At 61.1% G+C, this 19900-nt stretch carries 16 protein-coding genes and 1 pseudogene; 7 read left to right on the top strand and 10 right to left on the bottom strand.

Annotated features, from left to right (window positions below; all coding sequences use genetic code 11):
* Positions 1 to 185 precede the first annotated feature (185 nt).
* The 3 genes from D7S86_RS28645 to D7S86_RS29375 form a co-directional block, all read right to left on the bottom strand.
* On the bottom strand, positions 186 to 1232 hold the full coding sequence (locus tag D7S86_RS28645; RefSeq protein WP_121091542.1) for an NAD-dependent epimerase/dehydratase family protein: 1047 nt from the start codon (positions 1230 to 1232) through the stop codon (positions 186 to 188).
* 82 nt (positions 1233 to 1314) lie between these two features.
* Positions 1315 to 1896: a TetR/AcrR family transcriptional regulator gene (locus D7S86_RS28640; RefSeq protein WP_121091541.1), complete on the bottom strand. Its 582-nt coding sequence runs from the start codon at positions 1894 to 1896 to the stop codon at positions 1315 to 1317.
* A gap of 107 nt (positions 1897 to 2003) precedes the next feature.
* On the bottom strand, positions 2004 to 2312 hold the full coding sequence (locus D7S86_RS29375) for a hypothetical protein (RefSeq protein WP_147432521.1): 309 nt from the start codon (positions 2310 to 2312) through the stop codon (positions 2004 to 2006).
* Between the two features lie 349 nt (positions 2313 to 2661).
* On the opposite strand from D7S86_RS29375, the gene D7S86_RS28635 reads away from it, so the two are divergent.
* The 3 genes from D7S86_RS28635 to D7S86_RS28625 all read left to right on the top strand — a co-directional run bounded on the left by D7S86_RS28635 (position 2662) and on the right by D7S86_RS28625 (position 5590).
* The gene (locus D7S86_RS28635; protein ID WP_121091540.1) at positions 2662 to 3480 is read left to right on the top strand and encodes an alpha/beta fold hydrolase; all 819 of its coding nucleotides are present in this window, start codon (positions 2662 to 2664) and stop codon (positions 3478 to 3480) included.
* Positions 3481 to 3956: 476 nt separating this feature from the next.
* Positions 3957 to 4226 (top strand): hypothetical protein, encoded by a 270-nt coding sequence (locus D7S86_RS28630; protein ID WP_121091539.1) that lies wholly within the window; start codon positions 3957 to 3959, stop codon positions 4224 to 4226.
* Positions 4223 to 5590: an MFS transporter gene (locus D7S86_RS28625; RefSeq protein ID WP_121091538.1), complete on the top strand. Its 1368-nt coding sequence runs from the start codon at positions 4223 to 4225 to the stop codon at positions 5588 to 5590. The genes D7S86_RS28630 and D7S86_RS28625 overlap by 4 nt, the downstream gene beginning before the upstream one ends.
* Positions 5591 to 5663: 73 nt before the next feature.
* Here D7S86_RS28625 and D7S86_RS28620 read toward each other — a convergent pair whose 3' ends face one another.
* A complete protein-coding gene (locus tag D7S86_RS28620) occupies positions 5664 to 6089 on the bottom strand; it encodes a cupin domain-containing protein (RefSeq protein ID WP_121091537.1) in 426 nt (141 codons plus the stop codon).
* Positions 6090 to 6169: 80 nt separating this feature from the next.
* Positions 6170 to 6997, bottom strand: coding sequence for an AraC family transcriptional regulator (locus tag D7S86_RS28615; protein WP_121091536.1), 828 nt, complete (start codon positions 6995 to 6997; stop codon positions 6170 to 6172).
* A 471-nt stretch (positions 6998 to 7468) separates the two neighbouring features.
* Between D7S86_RS28615 and D7S86_RS28610 the strand changes: the two genes are divergently transcribed.
* Complete coding sequence (locus D7S86_RS28610; protein WP_240648454.1) at positions 7469 to 9316, top strand: FAD-binding oxidoreductase; 1848 nt, start codon at positions 7469 to 7471, stop codon at positions 9314 to 9316.
* Between the two features lies 1 nt (position 9317).
* Here D7S86_RS28610 and D7S86_RS28605 read toward each other — a convergent pair whose 3' ends face one another.
* Both D7S86_RS28605 and D7S86_RS30735 read right to left on the bottom strand, forming a co-directional pair.
* Positions 9318 to 11696, bottom strand: a complete 2379-nt coding sequence (locus tag D7S86_RS28605) for an autotransporter family protein (RefSeq protein ID WP_240648453.1) — start codon at positions 11694 to 11696, stop codon at positions 9318 to 9320.
* Positions 11697 to 11924: 228 nt separating this feature from the next.
* Positions 11925 to 12110: pseudogene (locus tag D7S86_RS30735) on the bottom strand (ESPR domain-containing protein); the annotation flags it as partial.
* 935 nt (positions 12111 to 13045) lie between these two features.
* Between D7S86_RS30735 and D7S86_RS29370 the strand changes: the two are divergent.
* Positions 13046 to 14023, top strand: a complete 978-nt coding sequence (locus tag D7S86_RS29370) for an Lcl C-terminal domain-containing protein (protein WP_147432520.1) — start codon at positions 13046 to 13048, stop codon at positions 14021 to 14023.
* A 285-nt stretch (positions 14024 to 14308) separates the two neighbouring features.
* Here the strand turns inward: D7S86_RS29370 and D7S86_RS28590 are convergent, their stop codons facing one another.
* Both D7S86_RS28590 and D7S86_RS28585 read right to left on the bottom strand, forming a co-directional pair.
* Positions 14309 to 15217 (bottom strand): MFS transporter, encoded by a 909-nt coding sequence (locus tag D7S86_RS28590; RefSeq protein WP_338069215.1) that lies wholly within the window; start codon positions 15215 to 15217, stop codon positions 14309 to 14311.
* Positions 15151 to 15918, bottom strand: a complete 768-nt coding sequence (locus tag D7S86_RS28585) for an SDR family NAD(P)-dependent oxidoreductase (protein WP_121091530.1) — start codon at positions 15916 to 15918, stop codon at positions 15151 to 15153. Before D7S86_RS28585 ends, D7S86_RS28590 begins: the two co-directional genes overlap by 67 nt.
* A gap of 422 nt (positions 15919 to 16340) precedes the next feature.
* On the opposite strand from D7S86_RS28585, the gene D7S86_RS28580 reads away from it, so the two are divergent.
* Entirely contained in the window at positions 16341 to 17243 is a 903-nt protein-coding gene (locus tag D7S86_RS28580) for a LysR family transcriptional regulator (protein WP_121091529.1), read from the top strand.
* A gap of 630 nt (positions 17244 to 17873) precedes the next feature.
* Here D7S86_RS28580 and D7S86_RS29720 read toward each other — a convergent pair.
* Positions 17874 to 18110 (bottom strand): hypothetical protein, encoded by a 237-nt coding sequence (locus D7S86_RS29720; RefSeq protein ID WP_158602123.1) that lies wholly within the window; start codon positions 18108 to 18110, stop codon positions 17874 to 17876.
* Here D7S86_RS29720 and D7S86_RS28570 point away from each other — a divergent pair.
* On the top strand, positions 18073 to 19900 hold a 1828-nt coding region (locus tag D7S86_RS28570), incomplete at its 3' end, for an autotransporter outer membrane beta-barrel domain-containing protein (protein WP_158602122.1). The genes D7S86_RS29720 and D7S86_RS28570 overlap by 38 nt on opposite strands.

The following is a 19900-nucleotide window of genomic DNA, read 5'->3' as shown; positions in this document are numbered from 1 at the left end:
TCGCGGCTATATCGCTTGTGTTCTCGATGTTCCATGGCACACCTCGCAGAGCAAGTATGCTCCGTTCAAGGTCTCCACCGAACGTGGGTAAGATCAAATCGGCCAGGAAGCGATATTTGATCGCGGCAGCACCCTGACATTCGGGAGACGGTTGCACTTCGCAAGCTGTCGGCCAGTGCTGCAGATCAATGCGGCTCGACGAGCGTTCGTGCGCGGACCAACTCGGCAAGTCCGTCCTCGATCGCGACCACTGGGGTATAGCGAAGTTGCGCGCGCGCTTTCGAGATGTCCAGCGTGACTTCGACGGACGCTGTGGCGAGCGACTGCCGCGTGACGATCGGTTTGATCGCACCGCGGGACAATCGACCCAGGCTTTCGCCAACGGTGGCAATCGACCGCACCAACCAGCCGGGCACCTCTCGCGTCGGTTCCGCGATCCCTTGTGTGGCAAGCAATCGGGCAATGAAGTTGCGGAACATCACCGGTTCGCCATCTGTAATGAAATAGACGTTCCCGCCGACACCATGCAATAGCGCAAGCTCGACGCCGTGAACGAGGTTGGCAATGTGGGTTGTCGACGTCCGATAGCGCCCGCCATCGATCCACGCGAATTTGCCGGCGGTTGCCGCTGCGACGATTTGCGGCAGGGCGGTGCTGTCGTCTCGTCCCCAGACAAAGCGGGGGCGAAGCACCACGACCGGGAAGTCGCTCGTATTGAAGGAGAGCGCGACACGCTCGGCTTCGGCCTTAGTCGATGAATAGGTGCCTGCAAAGCGGGCGGGGTACGGGTGACGCTCGGAGGCGTTGATCAGTGGCTTGCCGTCCAGCAAGACCGATTCGGTGCTCAGGTGAATGGCTTGCGCAATGCCGGCGTTTCGAGCGGCGTCGAGAACCCGGCGGGTGCCGTCGACGTTGGCACGTCGCTGCGCCTGGCCACCGAGTCCGTGGTCCGTATCCGCCGCTGCGTGGATCAAGGCATCACATGAGGCCATGCCTTCGTGCAACGCGGCCGTCAGCAAGTCACCGTCGAATGGCTCGGCTCCGAGGGTGGTCACGGTATTCCTGGCGGCTTCGCTTCTGACCAGCGCAATGATCTCGACACCCAACGCGGTGAAATGACGGATCACGTTTCGACCGATATAGCCGCTGCCACCGGTCAGAAAGATCCGGCGGGGAGGATGCGAGTGCGGTTGCGCGATGTCGAGGGGCACGATGAGGTTGGGTGCATTCATGTTAAGGACGTGAAAAAGCCCAGCGATGTAGGGATCGCAGTCAGTTCAGACAATGGAAGGCACGGGTGGACGCGCGGGTCGGCTACCTGGCCTTTCGGCGTGAGGGTTTTGGGGCAGGGTCGAGATCGACGAGCCAGTCGATCTCCCGCAGCAGGCGAGAGCGCTCTTTGGCCGGAAATACGTGGAAGTCCAGACTTTCCAGCAGTTTCAGACCCTCCAGCGCGAGGTAGGCGAGCAAGGCGCCTCGCGGTACGGCGGCGTCGTCGAGCAGCGCGTTGATGACCGACGACTGATTGTGCTGCATCGCCTCACGTAGACCCGCGTCCTGCGCCAGCGCGGCGCAGAGGCTCAAGGCGATGGCGCGCTGTTCGGTCGGCAACGGGTTCGCCGCCGCCTTGATGCGGCCGCGGACAACGCGACTGTCAACATCGCCAAGGTCGTCGGCGCAAGCCGTATTGAAGGCGTTGTCGCGGGCAAGCGCGCGTTGCACGATCGCGCCGATTAGGGCGTGCTTCGTCTTGTGGTCGTACACCACGCTGCCCTTGCTGACCCCCGCCTCGAGCGCGACGGAATCCAGTGTGAGATTCACGGCGCCGTCGCGCCCGATGACCCGCTCGGCGGCGTCGAGGATGTGATCTCTGTCGATGACGCGTTTTCGTCCCATCGCATTCAATTAATTTCTGACTGGTTGGATATTAATTGTCGCAAGATCGCGACGTCAAGTGCCGTAGGGATCCGACGATCAGAAGCGCGGCGCCTTTTGTGACGCGTTCACGTAGAGCGGGCTCGATCGTTTTGCTTCGGCGTCACATCACGCGGCTGTTTGGCGAGGCGGTTGATGCCCACACTCGCGAGCGATCGGATGTTCATCGGGAATGTGAGTTGATAGCCTGCGCGGAAAGACCGAATGACTGTTGATGCCTGAAGAGTCGCCGTTGCGGCGGAGCTCGATGTGCGACGGTTTTGTGTCGACGTGTGCCGGGCGCTTGAGACCGCGGTCGGCCATGAACGGATGCCGCTAATGAATATCCGCCGCCCGTGGCTGACGAAGCGGACGAAGATCGCTTGCTGCTGCGGCATTGCGCGCGCCTTCGAGTTGGCGAAGCGCGCTACCTAGATGCGCTTTGAGGCCATGAACGGGTCCACACAGCGCACTCAGGTTTTGCTCGCAAATCGTCGATGCGCCAAATCGCTTCGTGCGCCTGTACTTCGCGCGTCTCGTCGCCAACACTCCTACGGCGGCGTTCGGATCAAGGCATCGCGCAGAAGGACATTGCGCGAATTATCGCCGCGCTGTCGAAGTGCGCTCCGCTCGCACGTTTCCAGATGCGCATTGTGAAATAAGGCTTTAAAAGAAGCCGCCTGCCGCATTCCCGATGACTCGCGGAGCACCAACCCTTCAATCAATCTCGTATAGGAGGTACCAGCGATGTCTACGATCACCACGCCGGACGGCGTAAAAATCTTCTACAAGGACTGGGGGTCCGGTCAGCCGATCGTCTTCAGCCATGGCTGGCCCCTGTCGGCCGACGACTGGGACGCCCAGATGATGTTTTTCCTTCACCACGGCTACCGGGTGATCGCCCATGACCGGCGTGGGCACGGCCGGTCCGAGCAAGTCGGCACCGGCAACGACATGGACCACTGGGTCGCCGACCTCGCGGCACTGACCGAACACCTCGACATCCGCGACGCGATCCACATCGGGCACTCCACCGGCGGCGGCGAGGTGGCCCGCTATGTGGCTCGCCACCAGGAGCGAGTCGCCAAGGCCGTGCTCGTGGCCTCGTTGACGCCGAACATGGTGAAAACCGACGCGAACCCCGCAGGTCAGCCGCCGGAATGGTTCGACGCGGTTAAATCAGGTCTGCTTGGCAACCGATCCGAGTTTTACCGGGCCGTCCCGGAAGGGCCGTTCTATGGATTCAACCGTCCGGCCGCCAAGCCGTCCGAGGCGGTGATCGCGAACTGGTGGCGCCAGGGCATGGCCGGCAGCCCCCAGGCTCACTACGAGACCGTATTCTCCTGGCTGGAGGACTACACCGAAGATCTGAAGAAGATCACCGTGCCGGTCCTGGTCATGCATGGCGAAGACGACCAGATCGTCCCATTCGCCAGTTCGGTGCCCCGCGCGGTCGACCTGCTCGCGAACGGTGCACTGAAGACATACCCCGGCTTCCCGCACGGCATGCTGACCACCCACGCGGACATCCTCAACCCCGACCTTCTCGCGTTCATCAAATCCTGACGGAACGCTAGCCTGAACTAGAGCGAGGCGATTCAAGTGGCGCGCTCCACGGGTGCGCCACTCGGCTTACGTGCCCGCTTAGGGTCGAGAACCACAAATCCGCTGAGCCCCCAAGCCGATCCAATCCCGACGGTCAAGCGGCTGCGTTCAGGCAGGCCATGGATTCCGTTTAGGCCCGCCTGGTGAAGTGTCGGGGCACGATCGCGGTGAATGCCTGTCGGTCCGAGTTGTCATCGAAGCACGCCTCGCGCCGTGCGATGAGAAAGAACCGAGCCTTCTGCAGAGGCGACAGGGATGACAGGGACGATAGGGGCGGCAGGGGCGGTACGGACGTCGGGGGTTAGCGGTTAGGGGGCAGGGGCGGCACGGATGACAGGGGCGGCGGCGTTGATCGGGTCTTCAGCCCAGGCCGTGCGGCCGCGGAGACCTTGAAACAGCCGACGCCGAGCGGCTTTGTCCGCGTCACGCGAGCCACCATGAAGACGGCCGAGGACAGTTCAACGGATTTCGAGGAGAATGCCAGGCTCAATGCCGCGTTGGACGTCATCGGCGCGCTGAGCGTGTTGACCCGCGTGCTGACCCACTGCGGGCTCGCTGAGGCATTGCCGTCACCGGTCGCGGTCAATCACTCACGGAAGAACTTGGCTGATACGGGTCCGATATCTCGATCGTCGATCGGGAAGGGAGGCGATTCGGGTGCGGGTCGCGTCCCGCTCGTCCTGTCACGCAACAATGCATTGTCATGAAACTCAGTCCTCTCACGTCGCAAGGATCCGTTGACCGGCAAGCCCATGACTGGCGCGCGGTGGCAGCGGTGATGCTGGGCGTCGCGCTCTCGTCGCTGGATACCGCGATCGCAAACACCGCATTGCCCACGATCGCGGGCGACCTTCACGCCTCGCCGGCAACCTCGGTCTGGATCATCAACGCCTATCAGATCGCCATCGTCGCGACCGTGCTTCCGCTCGCCGCACTCGGCGACATCATCGGTCATCGCCGCATCTTCATTGCGGGCCTGTCACTCTTCACGCTGTCGTCACTCGTCTGCGCGCTGGCGTCGACGCTGCCGTTGCTGGCCGCGGCGCGCACGCTGCAGGGCCTGGGCGCGAGCGGCATCATGAGCGTGAATATCGCGCTGCTGCGCTTTATCTATCCCCCCGATCGACTCGGGCGCGGGGTCGGTCTGAACGCGCTGACGGTCGGCTTTTGCTTCTCCGTCGGACCCACCGTCGCCTCGCTGATCTTGAGCATCGCGACGTGGCCCTGGCTGTTCGGCATCAACGTGCCCCTGGGGCTTCTCGCGCTATTGGCGGCAGCGCCCTCGCTGCCGCATTCACCGCTTGGAAAACATCGCTTCGACGCGATCGCGGCGCTGTTGAACGTGGTCATGTTCACCACGCTGATCTTCGCGCTCGGCGCCGCGTGCCAGCATGAGCCGGCGGCGATCTGGGGCGGCTCGTTGGGTATGGCAATGGTCTTCGGCGCGTTGTTGATCCGGCGCGAACGTGACAATCGCGCGCCGATATTGCCGATCGATTTATACCGGGTACCCATCTTCGCGCTTTCTGCGGCTACGTCGATCTGCAGCTTCGCCGTGCAGGGTCTGGCGTTTGTGGCATTGCCCTTCTTTTTCGAGGGGGTACTCCATCGCAGCCAGGTGCAAACGGGCTTTCTTCTCGCGCCGTGGTCCATCGTCGTCGCGTTGACCGCACCGGTCGCAGGCCGGCTGTCGGACCGCTATTCACCGGCCGTTCTCGGGGGGATCGGCTTGCTGATCCTGACGCTCGGCATGACGTCGCTCGCTTTGCTACCCGCAGACCCCGGCGTCGCCGACATCGTGATTCGTTTGCTGTGCTGCGGGGTCGGTTTCGGCTTTTTCCAGTCGCCGAACATGCGGGCGCTGATGTCCGCGGCGCCGCCGTCCCGCTCGGGCGGCGCGAGCGGCACGATCGCGACCTCGCGCTTGCTCGGCCAAACCCTTGGAGCCGCACTGACGGCGCTATGCTTCAATTTTGCGGGCGGTGTCCAGGGGGCGAGCATCGCGCTATGGATGGGTGCTGCATTTGCACTGGCGGCCTGTATTGCAAGCTTGGCCCGCACGGCGGTCTGATCTCATGACGTTGCACCTTCGCTCGCCGTATGGCATCGCATACCTAACGGGTTCTACAAGGTGCTAGCGGGTTCTAGATCCATTGGTCGTTCAGCACCGTCCGTTCGTTGCTTGAGCCGTCCCCGGTGTTGACCACGCCGCGCGGCTCGATCAGCAGCAATTTCACTTCGGTATGCGCGCAGGGCTTGTGCTCGATGCCTTTCGGCACAACGGCCATCTGACCCGCGCGCAATACGATCGAGCCATCGCCGGAGGGGCCGTTGCGAAAATCGATTCGCAATTCGCCGTCTAGCACGATAAAGGTCTCATCGGTATCGCTGTGCGTGTGCCAGATGAATTCGTCTTTGATCCTGACGACCTTGAACTGATAGTCGTTCATTTCCGCGACCACGCGCGGTTGCCAGTAGCCGTCGATCGCCGCGATCTTGGCGCTCAGGTCGATCGCTACGCATTGGCCGCGCGTAGCGGGTGCCGTATGCGCATGCGTTGAAGTGGACATCGTTCGTTCCGTTAGATGTGGACGTCCATCGACAATACGCGGTCACCCACGGGCCGTATTGAACGATCGTGGGTGGCTTTTCAAGCGTGGGGCAGGCGGTTCACGATCTGGAGCCAGCGTCCGGGCGTAAGGCCGAAAGTCTTCAGGAAATGACGCGACATATGGCTTTGATCGGCAAAGCCCGCGTCTGTCGCCGCATTCGCGAGCGAGACGCCCGTGAGCAGCAGGCGTCGCACGGCATCGAGTCTGCGCAGGGTGAGGTAGCGATACGGGCTCGTGCCGTAGAACGTGCGGAAATCATGCGACAGGCTCCAGCGGTCTCGGCCGGTGGCCGTTTCCACTTCTTCGAGCGTGACCACACGCGTGAGATTCGCGTGCAGATACTCGCGCGCGCGGCGTGCCGCGAAATAGTCGCCTTTCCCACGCGCACGCGGCATCCCCGAGACAGCGGCGAGCGCGTGCGCGAGCTCGGCCAGCGCATCGCTGCGTTCAAGCGGCTCGAACACATGGTCGACGCGTAGCAGCAAGGATTCCGTGGCCGCCGCGATACGCGGATCGGTTGTCACGCCGCCTTCGAGGAACGGCAATGCCTGACCACCCAAAGCGTCCTGGAAAAGCGCGGGCGCCACGTAAATCATGCGGTAGCGGAAACCTTCGTCTGTCCCTGCCTGGCCGTCATGCGCTTCGTCTGGGTGCAGCACGATGGTATTGCCCGGCAGGCTGTCGCGCCGGTTGCGACGATAGCTGAAGCTCTGCACGCCCTCGAGCGTGCGTCCGATCGCGTAAGTGTCGTGGCGATGCATGGCATACGCTTTGCCATGAAACCAGGCCTCGATGCGCTCGACGCCCTCAGCGGGGTGTGCGCGCACTACCCAGTCTGAATGCACGGCCGTTGATTGTCGGGGCATGGCGAGGCACCAAAAAGGGGATCGAATTCGCGTCGGCGCAAAAGAGCCGAGTCGATTTTACAGATGACTGCGTGAGCGCGCTGCGCAAGGGTGAGTTCGGTGTCTTGCAGTCGAAGCGGTGTGGACGAACGCTTGGTCCGTCGCCGTCGAGCGTCCCAAGGGTTGTAAAGCGCCCGCGACTTCCGATTGGCCCCATTGAGAGCTCGGTTCGTCCCACTTCGCGTGTATTGATAGGCCGAAATCGCTAGATTTGTGAAGCGCAAGGTCCCCGGTCTCGGATGTCCTGGCTTTAGCCCGGAAAGAAAACCGAAAGGGCCGCACGGTAACGCGAGCCGGCGTTGCCAAGCACGGGTGAAAGCAGCCCCCCGTTAATTGTCACCGACACAGGTACTGTTTGGATGCCAGGACAGACCGTATTGCCCTCGGTGTCGGGTTCCGCACGGAGTTTCTCGTCATCGGAGATGTCACGGCATGGCGATTTCAAGCAGGCTGAGATGCAGGTCGAAATCTTCAACGTCCCTGAAGCGAAGACGTTTTGTCGGGCTGGCAGCAGGGCTGGCGTTCCTCCCCAACGCGCCGACAACGGTGCTGTCGGCGGCGTACGCGACAGTGCGACCGGCGATGTCTCGCACGCGTCCTGGAGAATCCGATTGGCCTAACGACGCACAATGGCAAGCGTTGAATCGGGCGATCGATGGAAGATTGCTCAAGCCTAGGACGATTTGGCAGGCCTGCGCGGAAGCCCCGTTAGCGAAAGATTGTCTTGCGCGTCTTAGGGAAGCGCGCAACCCGATCGCACTCGGTGACGATGCGGGTGCAACGCAGATTTCCGGCTGGCTCGATGCATGGATACCGAGTGCGAGCGCCTATGCCGTCCCTGCGCATTCGACGGCGGACGTCGTTGCTGCCGTCAATTTTGTGCGCGAGCACAATCTCCGCATGGTGATAAAAGGAGGCGGCCACAGCTACCTAGGCGGGTCGAACGCGCCGGACTCCCTTCTTATTTGGACGCGCGCGATGAATCGCATCGACTTGCACGACGCGTTCGTTCCGGTTTGCTGCTCGACGGCGCCGACGCAGGCCGTCACGGTGGAAGCAGGTTGCATGTGGATCGATGTGTACGCTGCCGTCACCACGCAGGCCGGGAGGTACATTCAAGGTGGTGGCTGCACGAGCGTGGGCGTTGCCGGCCTGGTCCTGGGCGGCGGATTCGGATCGTTTTCGAAGCGCTACGGATTAGCTGCCGCGAGTCTGCTGCAAGCCGAGGTTGTCACGCCCGATGGGGTTGTCCGGACTGTCAATCGTTCTCAGGAACCCGACCTGTTTTGGGCTTTAACGGGCGGCGGAGGCGGCAGCTTCGGCGTGGTGACCAAGTTGACGCTGGAGACTCATGATCTGCCTGAAAACTTCGGCTCGGTCGAGTTCAAAATCCAGGCGTCCACACCCGAGGCTTACGGGAGATTGATTCAGCGATGGATCGAACACTACGCCGATAGGCTTTTCAACGCGCATTGGGGCGAGCAGATCACTTTCTACAAGAATGAAGTTCACGTGGCGATGGTGTGTCAGGGACTTCGACATGATGAAATCCAATCGGCGTGGGCCCCCTACATCGATTGGGTGCGATCGTCACCCGAAGATTTTATCTTTAGCGAGCCGCCACGCTTAGAGGCCGGGCCCGCACGCAACTGGTGGAACGTCGACACCAACGCCGGGCTTGTGAGAGACTCGCGGGCGGATGCTTCCCACGACCATGCCTGGTGGCGGGGCGACGGAGATCAGGCATCCGCTTTTCTTCACGGCTACGAGTCACAGTGGCTACCTGCGACGCTTCTTGAATCGACTGAACGGCGCAGGCTTGCCGATGCCCTTGTCGCGGCGGCTCAGCTTCATGCCGTGGAACTTCACTTCAACAAAGGATTGGCGGGCGCTCCCGCGAACGTCAGAGAGAACGCGCGTCGGTGCGCCATCCATCCCAACGTCGCCGATGCGTTCTGCTTGGCGATTGTCGCGTCCGGCGGCGCGCCTCCATTTGCGGGTCTTCCGATCGCGCCGCCGGATATGGAACAGGCGCACCGTGACGCTAAGGACATCGCGAAGGCCGCCGCGATGCTAAAGGCGTTAGCGCCACATGGCGGATCGTATGTCTCGGAGACCGATTTTTTCCGCGCGGATTGGCGTGAGGCGTTCTGGGGACCGAACTATGCACGATTGAAAACGATCAAGGATCGCTACGATCCAGACGGCTTTCTTTTCGTCCATCACGGAGTCGGCAGCGAGGATTGGAGCCCCGATGGCTTCAAGCGATTGCGGTTCTGATTTAAAACAGCTTCTGCACGCGCAGCACACCGACGTTGGACACGAATCCTCCGCCCGCCTGGAGTTCATAACGCGCCGTCAGGCTCAACGTGTCCGAGCGCAGCAGGGTGACGCCGAGCGACACGTCGGCCAGGTCCGATACGGGCGCCATTCCCACCGTCGTGAAGCCTGTTCCCGTCGGATCGCCCGCAAAGCTCGCCGACGTCACGGCCTTCGCATGATCGAACTCGTGCAACCACTTCAGACTCATCGTCGGCACCAGGTCACCATACGACGTCGAGAACACCTTCGATAATCTCGCACCCAAGGCGCTACGCACCGAGTTCACGTTCGTACCGCCGACCTCCAATTGCGGGCCGTCACCACTTTCCGTATAGCTCTGCTGGTTCAAGTGGCTCATGGTCAGGCTCGCCAACGGCGTTACCGTATAGCCGTCGTCGAGCACGAGCGGCCAACCGAATTCGGCGTTCAACGCAAATTGCCGACCGTTGAAGTTGCCATTCGCCGTGCCGTTGTAGCCCGTCATGCTGACGATGCGCGTCGTATCGAAGCGCTGATATGTCGCAGCGCCCGAAAGGTTCACATACCACGGCGAACCCGCATAGCTCGCATAGCCGATCAAGCCATACGCGTCGATGCCCGCGCTGTCGCCCTCGGTATCGCCCGTGTTGTCGATCTGCGTATGCGTATAGTCGAACGCGGCGCCGACGCGCCAACGCTCGCCGAGCGCGCGATCGGCGCCGAGCAGCAGGCCGCCGTAGTTCGCGTTATACCCGTCGACGTCGTCGCGCGCATTTTGCCCGGAATGACCGCCAAATGCCTGTGCCCAGCCGGTCCAATCGGATGGCGCCTCTCCCGTTGCGACACCGCTGCCGGTATCGGCACGCGCGAGGCGCAGGCTGTCCATGTGTGCACCGACGATATTCATCTCGTCATCGGCCGATGCCCGGCTTGCGGCCTGAAACTGCATCGGGCTGAGTTGCTTGCCGATCTGGTTCGCGGTGCTCACTGAACCGCCGGCCAGGGCTCCATCAGTCGCATCGTAGAGTGCGAGCAGTTGCGCATTGCTCACGCCTTGATAGCCGAACAAACCGCCGAGCGCGGCACGCGCGTTCGGCGCCGTCGCCAGTTGACTGCCCGAGGCACTGCCCGGGGTACTGCCAGGGGGACTGACCGGGGCAGTGACCGAGGCGCTGAGTATGTCCACGACCAGGTCCGTATCGCTGCCTACGGGATCGCTTTCGCCGGTCACGGTGCTCGTGTAACCATCGATCGAATAATGGAGCGTGTCCGCGTTGTACGTGGCCGTGCCGCCCGTGTCCTCGATGACGACAAAACGCTGGCCCGCCGCAAACTGAAAGCCACCCGCCGTGCTTTTGAGTGCGATACCGGAGCCCGGGGCAAGCGTGACGTCACCCGCGACGACCAGGCGACCGTAGCCGGCGTCGCTTTCCGAGCCGCTGAAGTTCGCGCCGTTCGCCACGCCGATCACGAGCGCCGAGCCGCTGGCTTGCGCGTAGTTGCCCGAGATCGTCACGATGTTGTCGACTTGGAGCGCCGTGCCGTTGTTGTAGACGGTGTTCGAACCGTTCTCGATATTGTCGTTGAGCACTTGATGGCCCGACGCGAACGTCACATCGGTATTGCTGGTGATGGCGCCGATCGCACCGCCATAGCCTGTTAGCGTGCCGAATGTCGTCCCCGTGCCGCCGGCGATCGAGAGTGCGTTATTCGAATCGTTCTCGATATTGCCGGCGATCGTGCCCGTGTTGACGAAGGTGCCGATCGAGCCGGATGAGTTGATCAGGATCGCGTCGACGGGACCGCTAATCGTGCCGCTATTGCTCAACGTCCCGATCGCACCGTTGTTGTTGATACCTGTAGCGCCCCCCATGATCGTGCCGGAGTTGGTCAAGGTTCCGATGGTGCTGAGGGAAAAATGATTGGACGAGAAGGCGATGCCGATTCCTATGGAGCCGCCACGGATCAAGCCGCTATTGATCAAAGACGTGATCGCGGATTCGTTCTCGATACCGTAGCCAGTACCGCCTTCGATGATGCCGGCATTGGTCAGCGTGCCGACAGAGCTGTAGACTTCAAAGATCCCTACGGAGCCGCCGCTGATCGTGCCACGATTGCTATTGTTCAAAGACTTGATCGTGCCCAGGCTGTAGATGCCGAAGCCGCCTTCGACGGTGCCTGAATTGGTCAGCGTGTCGATCGTACCGCTGTTAAAGATCCCTGCTTCGGGGGCACTGATCAAACCGCTATTGATCAACGACGTGAGGGCTTCTTGGTTGACGACGCCGAAGTATCCGCCGCTGCTTATCGTGCCGGTGTTCGACAGGACGCCGATTGAACCGCCGCCTTGGTTGGTCACACCGCTAAAGGTGCCCTGTATTGTGCCCGCATTGCTCAGCGTGCCTATGGTCCCACTATTGAGGACCCCTGCGGAGGTGCCGCTGATCGAGCCCGATCCTATGGTCAGATTGCTACCGCTCCAAGTCCAATTCGAGCCCGAACTCGGAGTGCCTTCGGTGACCAATGTCCCGGCCACCGTGGTTATACCGTTTGCGTAGGCCGCCTGTGATCCTGCCGCGAGCAGCGCGATCGCCGCGGCCGCTATCGCATGGCGTTTGCGCCCGCCCTTGCCGCTTTTCGTTCCATGCGCGCGGGCCAGCTCCGACACCACCTGAAACCGGCCCAGGTCGGCGCTCCATACAATGCGATAGACGTGATTCAAAGCTGACCCCGAGGATTGTTTTATCGCTTTTTTAACTATTACCGCGTCCATCTCAAATAATGGAGCCGACCGGCGGATCGCGCGGGCGCGGCGCGCTCGCGCGCGGATGTCGCGGGATTGTAAAAGCCGCAATGACGGACAGGGTGCGAAATCATTTGGGAAGTCGTGCGCTATCGTTGCGTTCAAGACACCCGTCAGATTTATTTTGAAAATGTGAGACGCCGTGTCATGCCGCATTCGAAGGATGCGGCAATAATTCCGGAGAGCACGATTGCGGTCACCTCGCACGGTGGTCGATGCCGGTGGCGATGTCTACGTGGTCGAATACGATGGCCAAGTGACTCGCAAAATCATGCCGACGCCCCGAGCAAGCGCATGAGGGCTTTCGGTCTAAACCGATGCTCCGAAATGCGCAACATCACACCGATGAAGGTCATCACTCGATGGGGACGTTTCGGATCGCTACCACGATTCTTTTGGGTGGGAACGGACCACGTGCGATTAGCCGCTACCGGTCACGCGATCGTATTGGGCGTGGCTAAGATCGGGAAGAAAATCGACGCATCGCCAGTAACGGACGGCGTGGAAGGGATGAGCAGGGGCCTTAAGGAAATTCGCAAATTCGCGCACCGAAAGCGGCTAAGGCCTCGACGCGGCATGCGCTGATGCGAATGTCGACATGGAGCGAAACGGCGCCAAACTCGACGATGCTTGTCGACGCCGCCATACTCGTATGGCTCGATACGCGCATTGCGGCAATCGCACCTGCGCTTAGCGCCGTCAAAGTAGCTGACCGCCTCCTAAAGAAAGAATCGAACGATATCGGTACGTTTTTCTTCTTACAGTGCAATAAAGTATCTGAACTGCATGATTTGCAGCAATTATTGCCCTCTCCTCCGCGAATCAGTCGCTTGTCAGTCAATCGAAAATATCGCCCGACCACAACGCGCTAAGTCTTTGAAGGCGCACACACAACGGGGCGAGTCATGAATTGCTTGAAAAAATCACTACTTCGCGGCACTGCGATTGCCATTTGCGCCGCATTGGCGGCATGTGGCGGGTCGAACTCACCGGGCGCGACGGCGACCACGACGTCGACGGGCGGCACGACGCCGTCTGCTTCACCCACCACGATGTCTGCAAGCGTCTCGTCGCTCGTGCTTTCGGTCAACGATACCGGCACCAATGCGGCCCTGACCGGCACCCCTCGGACAATCACTTTCACAAACACAGGAAGCGCCGCGGTTGTGGATTTTCAAGTCGCGACCACGCCTGCGCTGCCGACGGGGACGACGACGTCCTCGACGTGTGGCGCGACGATCGCCGTGGGGTCGAGTTGCACGTACACCATCACGCCGGGAAGTACACCGAGCGCAGCGGTCGGCGACACAAACGCGGCGCCGCTCGTGCTGTCGGCATCCGGTTCGAACGCGACTGCCGTGAACGTCGCGGTCAGCGTCTTGGGTTACGGCAGCGTGTATCAGGCGGGCTATGTGTTTTCGATCGATGACACGACTGCAGCGACAGGCAGCATCGGCGGTACGGTTCTTCAGCAATCGGACGTGACGTTCGGCGCAGTGTGGTCGCCCGACGAGACCCTCAATGCGTCCAGCCTGACTGACGGCTCCGGCAACTCAAGCACCATTGTTGCCGCGCTAGGGACCCTATCAGGCTACGCGGCACCGCTTTGCACGCAGGTCACGGACGGCGGTTATACGGACTGGTATTTGCCCGCCATCGACGAACTGGACGGCGGGTCGCAATCCGCCTTTACTACACTGCTGCCACTCGGCGTTCCCGCGGCCACGACGTCGGAGTATTACTGGTCGTCGACGGAAGTCAACGCAGCCGAAGCGGATTCAGTGCACGTCGGCGGTGTTCTTACATCCGCGACGTTATCTGAAGCGGCCCTGAACAAGTCTCAGGGATTTGGGGTCCGCTGCGCTCGCGCAATGACCAACTGAAACTCAAGAAATATCGACCTGCTCACCGTATCGGGTTCGATGCAAGCTGTGTGGTTAGCCTCTGCCTGAGGCAACCTCACCAGCGGATTGCCCCCATCTCCCGCCGAAGCGCCCCGAAGTCGAGGCCCGGCGGCGAGATGTCGCGGCGCAACTCCATGCTTGAACTCGACCGAAAAGTTCGATCGCTTGATTCGCTTTGATTCAGCTGGAATATCCGCATTAGCGCCCACATTTTTTTTGGTGGGCAGCACAGTAATTGAACACGTCGGGACAGGGAGAGCGGTCTTAACTCGGGAAGCCGTGCTTCCTTGCCCTGAATGCGACGACGAACGCCAAAAGCAGCAAACCGGCGAGCGGCCACGCAAACGCCGCGACGCCGAGATAGTCGAGCATCAGCCCACCGAGGATGCCTGCGGCGGCGATAGCGGCGTTCCACATCGTCACTACGATAGATTGCGCCACGTCCGCGTCGTCTCCACTGACGTGGGCCGATGCCGTTTGATAGAGCGCGGGAGCGCCGCCAAACGCCAGCCCCCATATGACAGTTGCGAAATAGACGGCTGCTGGATACGCGTAGCCAATTGCCAGCACGACAGTCGCGACAAAGAACAGCGCGATGCTCAGCAGCGTCAGTCTCCGTAGAAATCGGTCGATCAGCGCGCCGGTCGCGAACATGCCAATTAGCGCCGCAGCACCGAACAGCAGCAATACGACATCGACATGAGGGAGTAGTCCCGATGGCGCGACAAACGGAGCGACGTAGGTGTAGAGCACGTTATGCGCCAGCACAAAGCTCACCATTGCACTAAGCACGGAACGAAATCCGGCTATCCCTAGCACCATACGAAGCGGCGAACGATCGATGCTTTCTTCGCGCGGCAAATCCGGGACGGAGAGCGAAACCCAAGCGATAGGCAGTAAAGATGCGCCGCTCATCAGCCCAAACGTTGCGCGCCAACCCATCGACAGACTCAGCATTGTCCCAGCCGGAATTCCGAACGACAAAGCTGCCGGGATGCCCAGCATGGCGATCGAGATTGCGCGTCCGCGCAGATGAGCAGGCGAGATACGACTTGCCTGCCCGGCAAGTTGAGCCCAAAGCAGGCCGGAATTCGTACTCTCGTGCGTCAGGCGTTCCAGCCGCCGTCGACGGTCAGATTTTCGCCGTTGACGAATGAAGCTTCCGTACTGCACAGGAACGCTGCGGCAGCGGCGATTTCCTCGACTTTGCCGTAACGGCCGACGCTCGTTAGCGCCTTGTTTGCGTCGTATCCTGGTGTACCGGGCTGGGGCGCCAGTTCAGTAGCGATCGGGCCAGGCTGGATTCCGTTGACCGTCACGCCGTGCGGCCCAAGCTCTCTCGATAGACCGCGTGTGAAACCGTGCAAAGCGAATTTGGTGGCGATATACATCGTCACGCCGGCCATCGGCGCAGCCTCGCCGAACGCCGAGCTGATGTTGACGATTCGCCCCCAACCCGCCTTGAGCATGCGCGGAGCGAGCTTCTTCGTAAGTTCGATCGGACCGCGGACGTTGAGATTGAAATGCTTGTCATAGGAGTCATCCGACGACTCCAAGAAGGGGCCGAAGTCGACCGTGCCGGCGTTGTTGATCAAGATGTCGAGCCGACCGTTGAACGCGCCTTCGAACACGGAGTCGACGGCGTCGACGAGATCGTTCACGCCTTCCAGCGTACTGAGATCCGCCTTTACCGCTTCCGCCTTTCCGCCTGCGCGACGGATCTCATCAACAACCGATTCCGCACGCGCCGGACTCGCCGCGTAGTTGACGATGACCGAGGCGCCCTCGCGGGCCAAACGGATAGCCATCGCCGCGCCGATTCCGCGCGATGCGCCGGTCACGAGCGCAAGTTTGTTTTCCAGGTTTTTTTCCATTGCAGTGTTGTCCTTCGTTGACTTTCTGTAGCACCTTGTTGGCATGGTGGAAGCCCAGATGCCGTTGCCCGGCGACGGGAAGCGACACGGCGAACGCAACTTCCTCATGCCGTTTCTCAACCTCATGGGGTCGACATCGATACGCTACCCAAGTGGGAGAAAGGTCAGTAGCCGCGAGAAGGGAATAGTCGGCATTCCTTCAGGGAATAGGAGAGGGAACCGGGGTCGACATTCCGGAAAGGAATCGTCTGCATGCTGACTTCACTGCACGTTCGAAGGCGCTGGAACCTCACAAACGCTCGGATCGCTGCTGACAGCGCACAATCGCTCACGCAACTCTCCCGAATCGATGCACCGCTTTGAGCTGTCGTTGGGGGCCAAACACGCCGGCAAACACGTACTGCCCGACATCGAGGAGCAAGATGGATCGCCTGACGGCCATGGAAACCTTTGCCAGTGTGGTGGAAACGGGATCGTTCTCCGCGGCGGCAAGAAAGCTCGGAATAGGACAACCCGCAGTGTCCAAGACGGTCGCCATGCTGGAACAGCGACTCGGCACGCGTCTGCTGCTTCGCTCCAGTAGGGGGCTCACCCCGACGGACGCCGGTTTGCAGTTCTATGAGCGTGTCAAACAGGTCATTCAGGACGCGGACGCCGCGGAACGATCCGTAAGTGCTCACGGCTCGGATATTTCCGGCCGCCTGCGTATTTGTGCGCCGGTAACGTTCGCGCGTCTGTATCTCGTGCCGGCAATCGACGCGTTTCTGGGCGCGCATCCAAACATCGAACTCGACATGATTTTGGACGACCGCCGCGTGGATCTTCAGGAAGAAGGCGTCGATGTCGCGCTGCGTACGGGCGATCTTAGCGATTCGAGCATGACAGCCAGGAAACTCGGTGAATGCAAGCGCCTCGTTGTCGGCACGCCGCAATACTTCGCGCGGATGTCCGAGCCTTTGACTCCCGCGGATCTCATCAATCACCAGGCCATCGTCTTCGACCATCGCGGCAGTACCCACACTTGGCTATTTCAACGCGATGCGTCCGAAGTCACGGCGACGGTCGCCGGACGCCTGCGCATCTCTTCGGGTGAAGGCGTCCGCGCGGCGGTGCTCTCCGGGCTAGGGCTATCCGTTTCGTCCGAGTGGATGTTTGCCCGCGAGTTAGCCAACGGACAGGTCACCGCTGTCCTTACCGACTGGTGTCTTCCCGCAATGTCGATGTGGGCCGTCTATCCGTCGGGAAAAATGGTCAGCGCCAGGGCACGTGCTTTCGTCGCATTTACCGAGGCGATTCTCAAAGGGCTCGCATCGAGCCGATCGTAGTACCTCATTTGTATGAGGACGTATTCTTGCTCGGAGGCCTCGTCGAAACCGACTTCTCCGACGCGCTGGCCCGAGCGCATCGCCACAATGCGATCCGGGATCTCGTTCAGCGGGTGTCGCGCTGCGTATTCGGGCGTGCGAGAGGAGCGGCCCGCGTCGCCCCGCACGAGCGTCGCGCGGCGCTACGCTCGGATCCCGCGTATGAACCGAGAGAAAATAATTTTCTCTATCGTCAATCGTCGAAACAATCGAGCGTCGTTTAAAAGTGACGACGCGTAATGTTTCGTAAGTGAGCTGCGTTGCTCAACAAAATTCTCTCGGCCGCGTGTCACAACCGATGTCAGGCAGACCGCGCGTCCTACCGGTCGAAAGGCACGGAAAATCCCTGCTGTTTGTGGATTTGAAACGCTATCGCGTCGAATACATTTTCGTCAGCTCACCAAATGACCCGATCACGGCGCTTCATCCGCATGCGGCCGACGATACCGCCGCGAAAAAGCGGGGTGCGATGTCGTGAGCGGGAATCAACCAATTGAAGGGGTTGGGCGAGTTTGAAAGCCGCGCAAGGACCGGCGCGGTTGTTGTTCTGAAAAGTCGAAATATTTACCGAAGAGAAATGCCGACCATGCGTCATTCGAATTTGCACCCGAAGAAAAAAGCCCTGGCGCTAGCCGTCGCGAGCGCGATCACCGGCATGCTGCCATTGATCGCGCAAGCGGACTGCGCGGGTTCGCCCTTGTCGACGAGTACCAGCACGACTGTCACCTGGTCGTCGGGCAACTGCACGGTGACCAATGCCGGCACCATTTCGGTGGCGAATTCCGCGGCCGTGGAGGTTTCGACTTCGTCGGTCGGCACGCTGAGCAACAGCGGCACCATCAGCGGCTATAACGCGGGTGTCTACAATAACGGCGGCACCATCAATGTCCTGACCAACGGCGGCACGATGGCCGCCACTGCGACCAATACCGGCGCAGGCGTCGTCAACTCCGGCAACATCGGTCAGCTGACCAACAGCGGCACGATTTCGGGCAACGCGGGTATTGACAATCGCGGTGGCGTCATCACCGTCCTGAACAATAGCGGCACGATTTCGCCCAGCTATTCGGCCATCTTTAACACCGGCAGCATCGGTCAGTTGACCAATAGCGGCAAGATCCTCGGCGACTGGGGCATCATCAACTATTCCGAAGGCGTGATCACGAGCCTGGTTAACAGTGTTGGCGGGACGATCTCGCCCCTTGAAACCGGGATCCAAAATTACGGACGTATCTCGACGATCACCAACGCGGGGGAGATCATCGCTTCCGCTGCCATCTGGAATACGGGTACCGGCGCCATCGGCGCGATCAACAACAGCGGTACCATCAGAGGCACGGAATACGCAATCCTCAATTTTCCCTCTGCCTCGATCGGCACGATCACGAATTCGGGCGCGATCATCGGCACGATCAAGAACGAAAACGCCGATGTAGTCCTGACGTTCGCCGGCGGTACGGGTTCGGTCTTCGGTACATTGACGGGCTATAACGGCGCGATCGGCACAATCACCAGCAATGCCGACGTCACGTTCGCCAGCGGCAATCTCGTGCTCAATGACAACGTCAATGTCGCGCAAGACATTGTGTACACCGTGAACAACACGGGTGCCACGCTTCAGGTCAACAACCCGATCACGATCTCCGGCAACTATAACCAGGCCGGCGGCACGCTCGTGATCGGCGTCGGGGACGGCGCGACACACACCGGTAACGAAAGCGATACGGGTTACGGCCGCCTGATCGTGAACGGCAACGTGACGCTCGCCGCGGGCACGGGTGTCGAACTCAAGAGCACGACGGGCAATTATGCGTTTGCGGCGGGACAGCGCTTTGTCGTCATCGAGTCGACGGGCATCAACGTGAACTACAACGAGAGCGCGCTCAATTACTCGATCGCGGGCTATACGAGCTCGATCACGGGGTTGAGCATGACGGTCGATAACGGCGAGCTCGTCGATACGGATCTGGTGCTGCAGATCAACAGCGCGACCGCAACGGCCTCGTCGTCGCCGACAGGAACGCCGAACGCGACGGTGCCGAACGCGATCCAGTCCTTGGGCGGTTTGTCGCACTATGCGGGCGTGAGCAATGCGGGGCTGTTGAACCTCTTTGACGCGGCCGATGCGCTCGAAGCGACGGGCACGACGGCACAGCTCAACAAGGCCGGTGCGCAATTGAGCCCGATTCAGCAAGCCAATTCGTCGCAAGCCGCGGCCGCTCCGACGATCGATGTGCTGAACGTCGTGGCCGATCACGTGCAGAGCCTTCGTCTGGCGCAAGCCGACGGCAACGACAGCGGCGAGTCGAGCGGCATTTCGACGGGCGAGAGTCTGGCTGGCTGGGGCGTGTGGGGCCAGGCCTTCGGTGGGCATGCGAGCCAGGGGCAACGCGGCGATACGCCGGGCTATAACGCGAACTACGGCGGCCTGCTGCTCGGGGCGGACAAGGCGATCGACGACCACTGGCGCGTGGGCGGCGTATTCAACTACAGCAACACGCAGATCAACGACACCGACGACACCGAAGGCGACAGCACGGAAGTCAACGCCTACGGCCTGCTCGGTTATGCGAGCTATACGGGGCAACCGTGGTACGTCAACGTGTCGGGTGGTGTGA

The sequence above is a fragment of the Pararobbsia silviterrae genome, assembly GCF_003628125.1.
GTDB lineage: Bacteria > Pseudomonadota > Gammaproteobacteria > Burkholderiales > Burkholderiaceae > Pararobbsia > Pararobbsia silviterrae.
Note: the sequence above shows the minus strand (reverse complement) of the source record. Positions and strands in the feature narration are given on the sequence as shown.

What these genes read in the sequence shown, in the direction of transcription:
- D7S86_RS28645 (WP_121091542.1), bottom strand. Translation starts at nt 1,232, where the DNA reads ATGAATGCACCCAACCTCATCGTGCCCCTCGACATCGCGCAACCGCAC.
- D7S86_RS28640 (WP_121091541.1), bottom strand. Translation starts at nt 1,896, where the DNA reads ATGGGACGAAAACGCGTCATCGACAGAGATCACATCCTCGACGCCGCC.
- D7S86_RS29375 (WP_147432521.1), bottom strand. Translation starts at nt 2,312, where the DNA reads ATGCCGCAGCAGCAAGCGATCTTCGTCCGCTTCGTCAGCCACGGGCGG.
- D7S86_RS28635 (WP_121091540.1), top strand. Translation starts at nt 2,662, where the DNA reads ATGTCTACGATCACCACGCCGGACGGCGTAAAAATCTTCTACAAGGAC.
- D7S86_RS28630 (WP_121091539.1), top strand. Translation starts at nt 3,957, where the DNA reads ATGAAGACGGCCGAGGACAGTTCAACGGATTTCGAGGAGAATGCCAGG.
- D7S86_RS28625 (WP_121091538.1), top strand. Translation starts at nt 4,223, where the DNA reads ATGAAACTCAGTCCTCTCACGTCGCAAGGATCCGTTGACCGGCAAGCC.
- D7S86_RS28620 (WP_121091537.1), bottom strand. Translation starts at nt 6,089, where the DNA reads ATGTCCACTTCAACGCATGCGCATACGGCACCCGCTACGCGCGGCCAA.
- D7S86_RS28615 (WP_121091536.1), bottom strand. Translation starts at nt 6,997, where the DNA reads ATGCCCCGACAATCAACGGCCGTGCATTCAGACTGGGTAGTGCGCGCA.
- D7S86_RS28610 (WP_240648454.1), top strand. Translation starts at nt 7,469, where the DNA reads ATGGCGATTTCAAGCAGGCTGAGATGCAGGTCGAAATCTTCAACGTCC.
- D7S86_RS29370 (WP_147432520.1), top strand. Translation starts at nt 13,046, where the DNA reads ATGAATTGCTTGAAAAAATCACTACTTCGCGGCACTGCGATTGCCATT.
- D7S86_RS28585 (WP_121091530.1), bottom strand. Translation starts at nt 15,918, where the DNA reads ATGGAAAAAAACCTGGAAAACAAACTTGCGCTCGTGACCGGCGCATCG.
- D7S86_RS28580 (WP_121091529.1), top strand. Translation starts at nt 16,341, where the DNA reads ATGGATCGCCTGACGGCCATGGAAACCTTTGCCAGTGTGGTGGAAACG.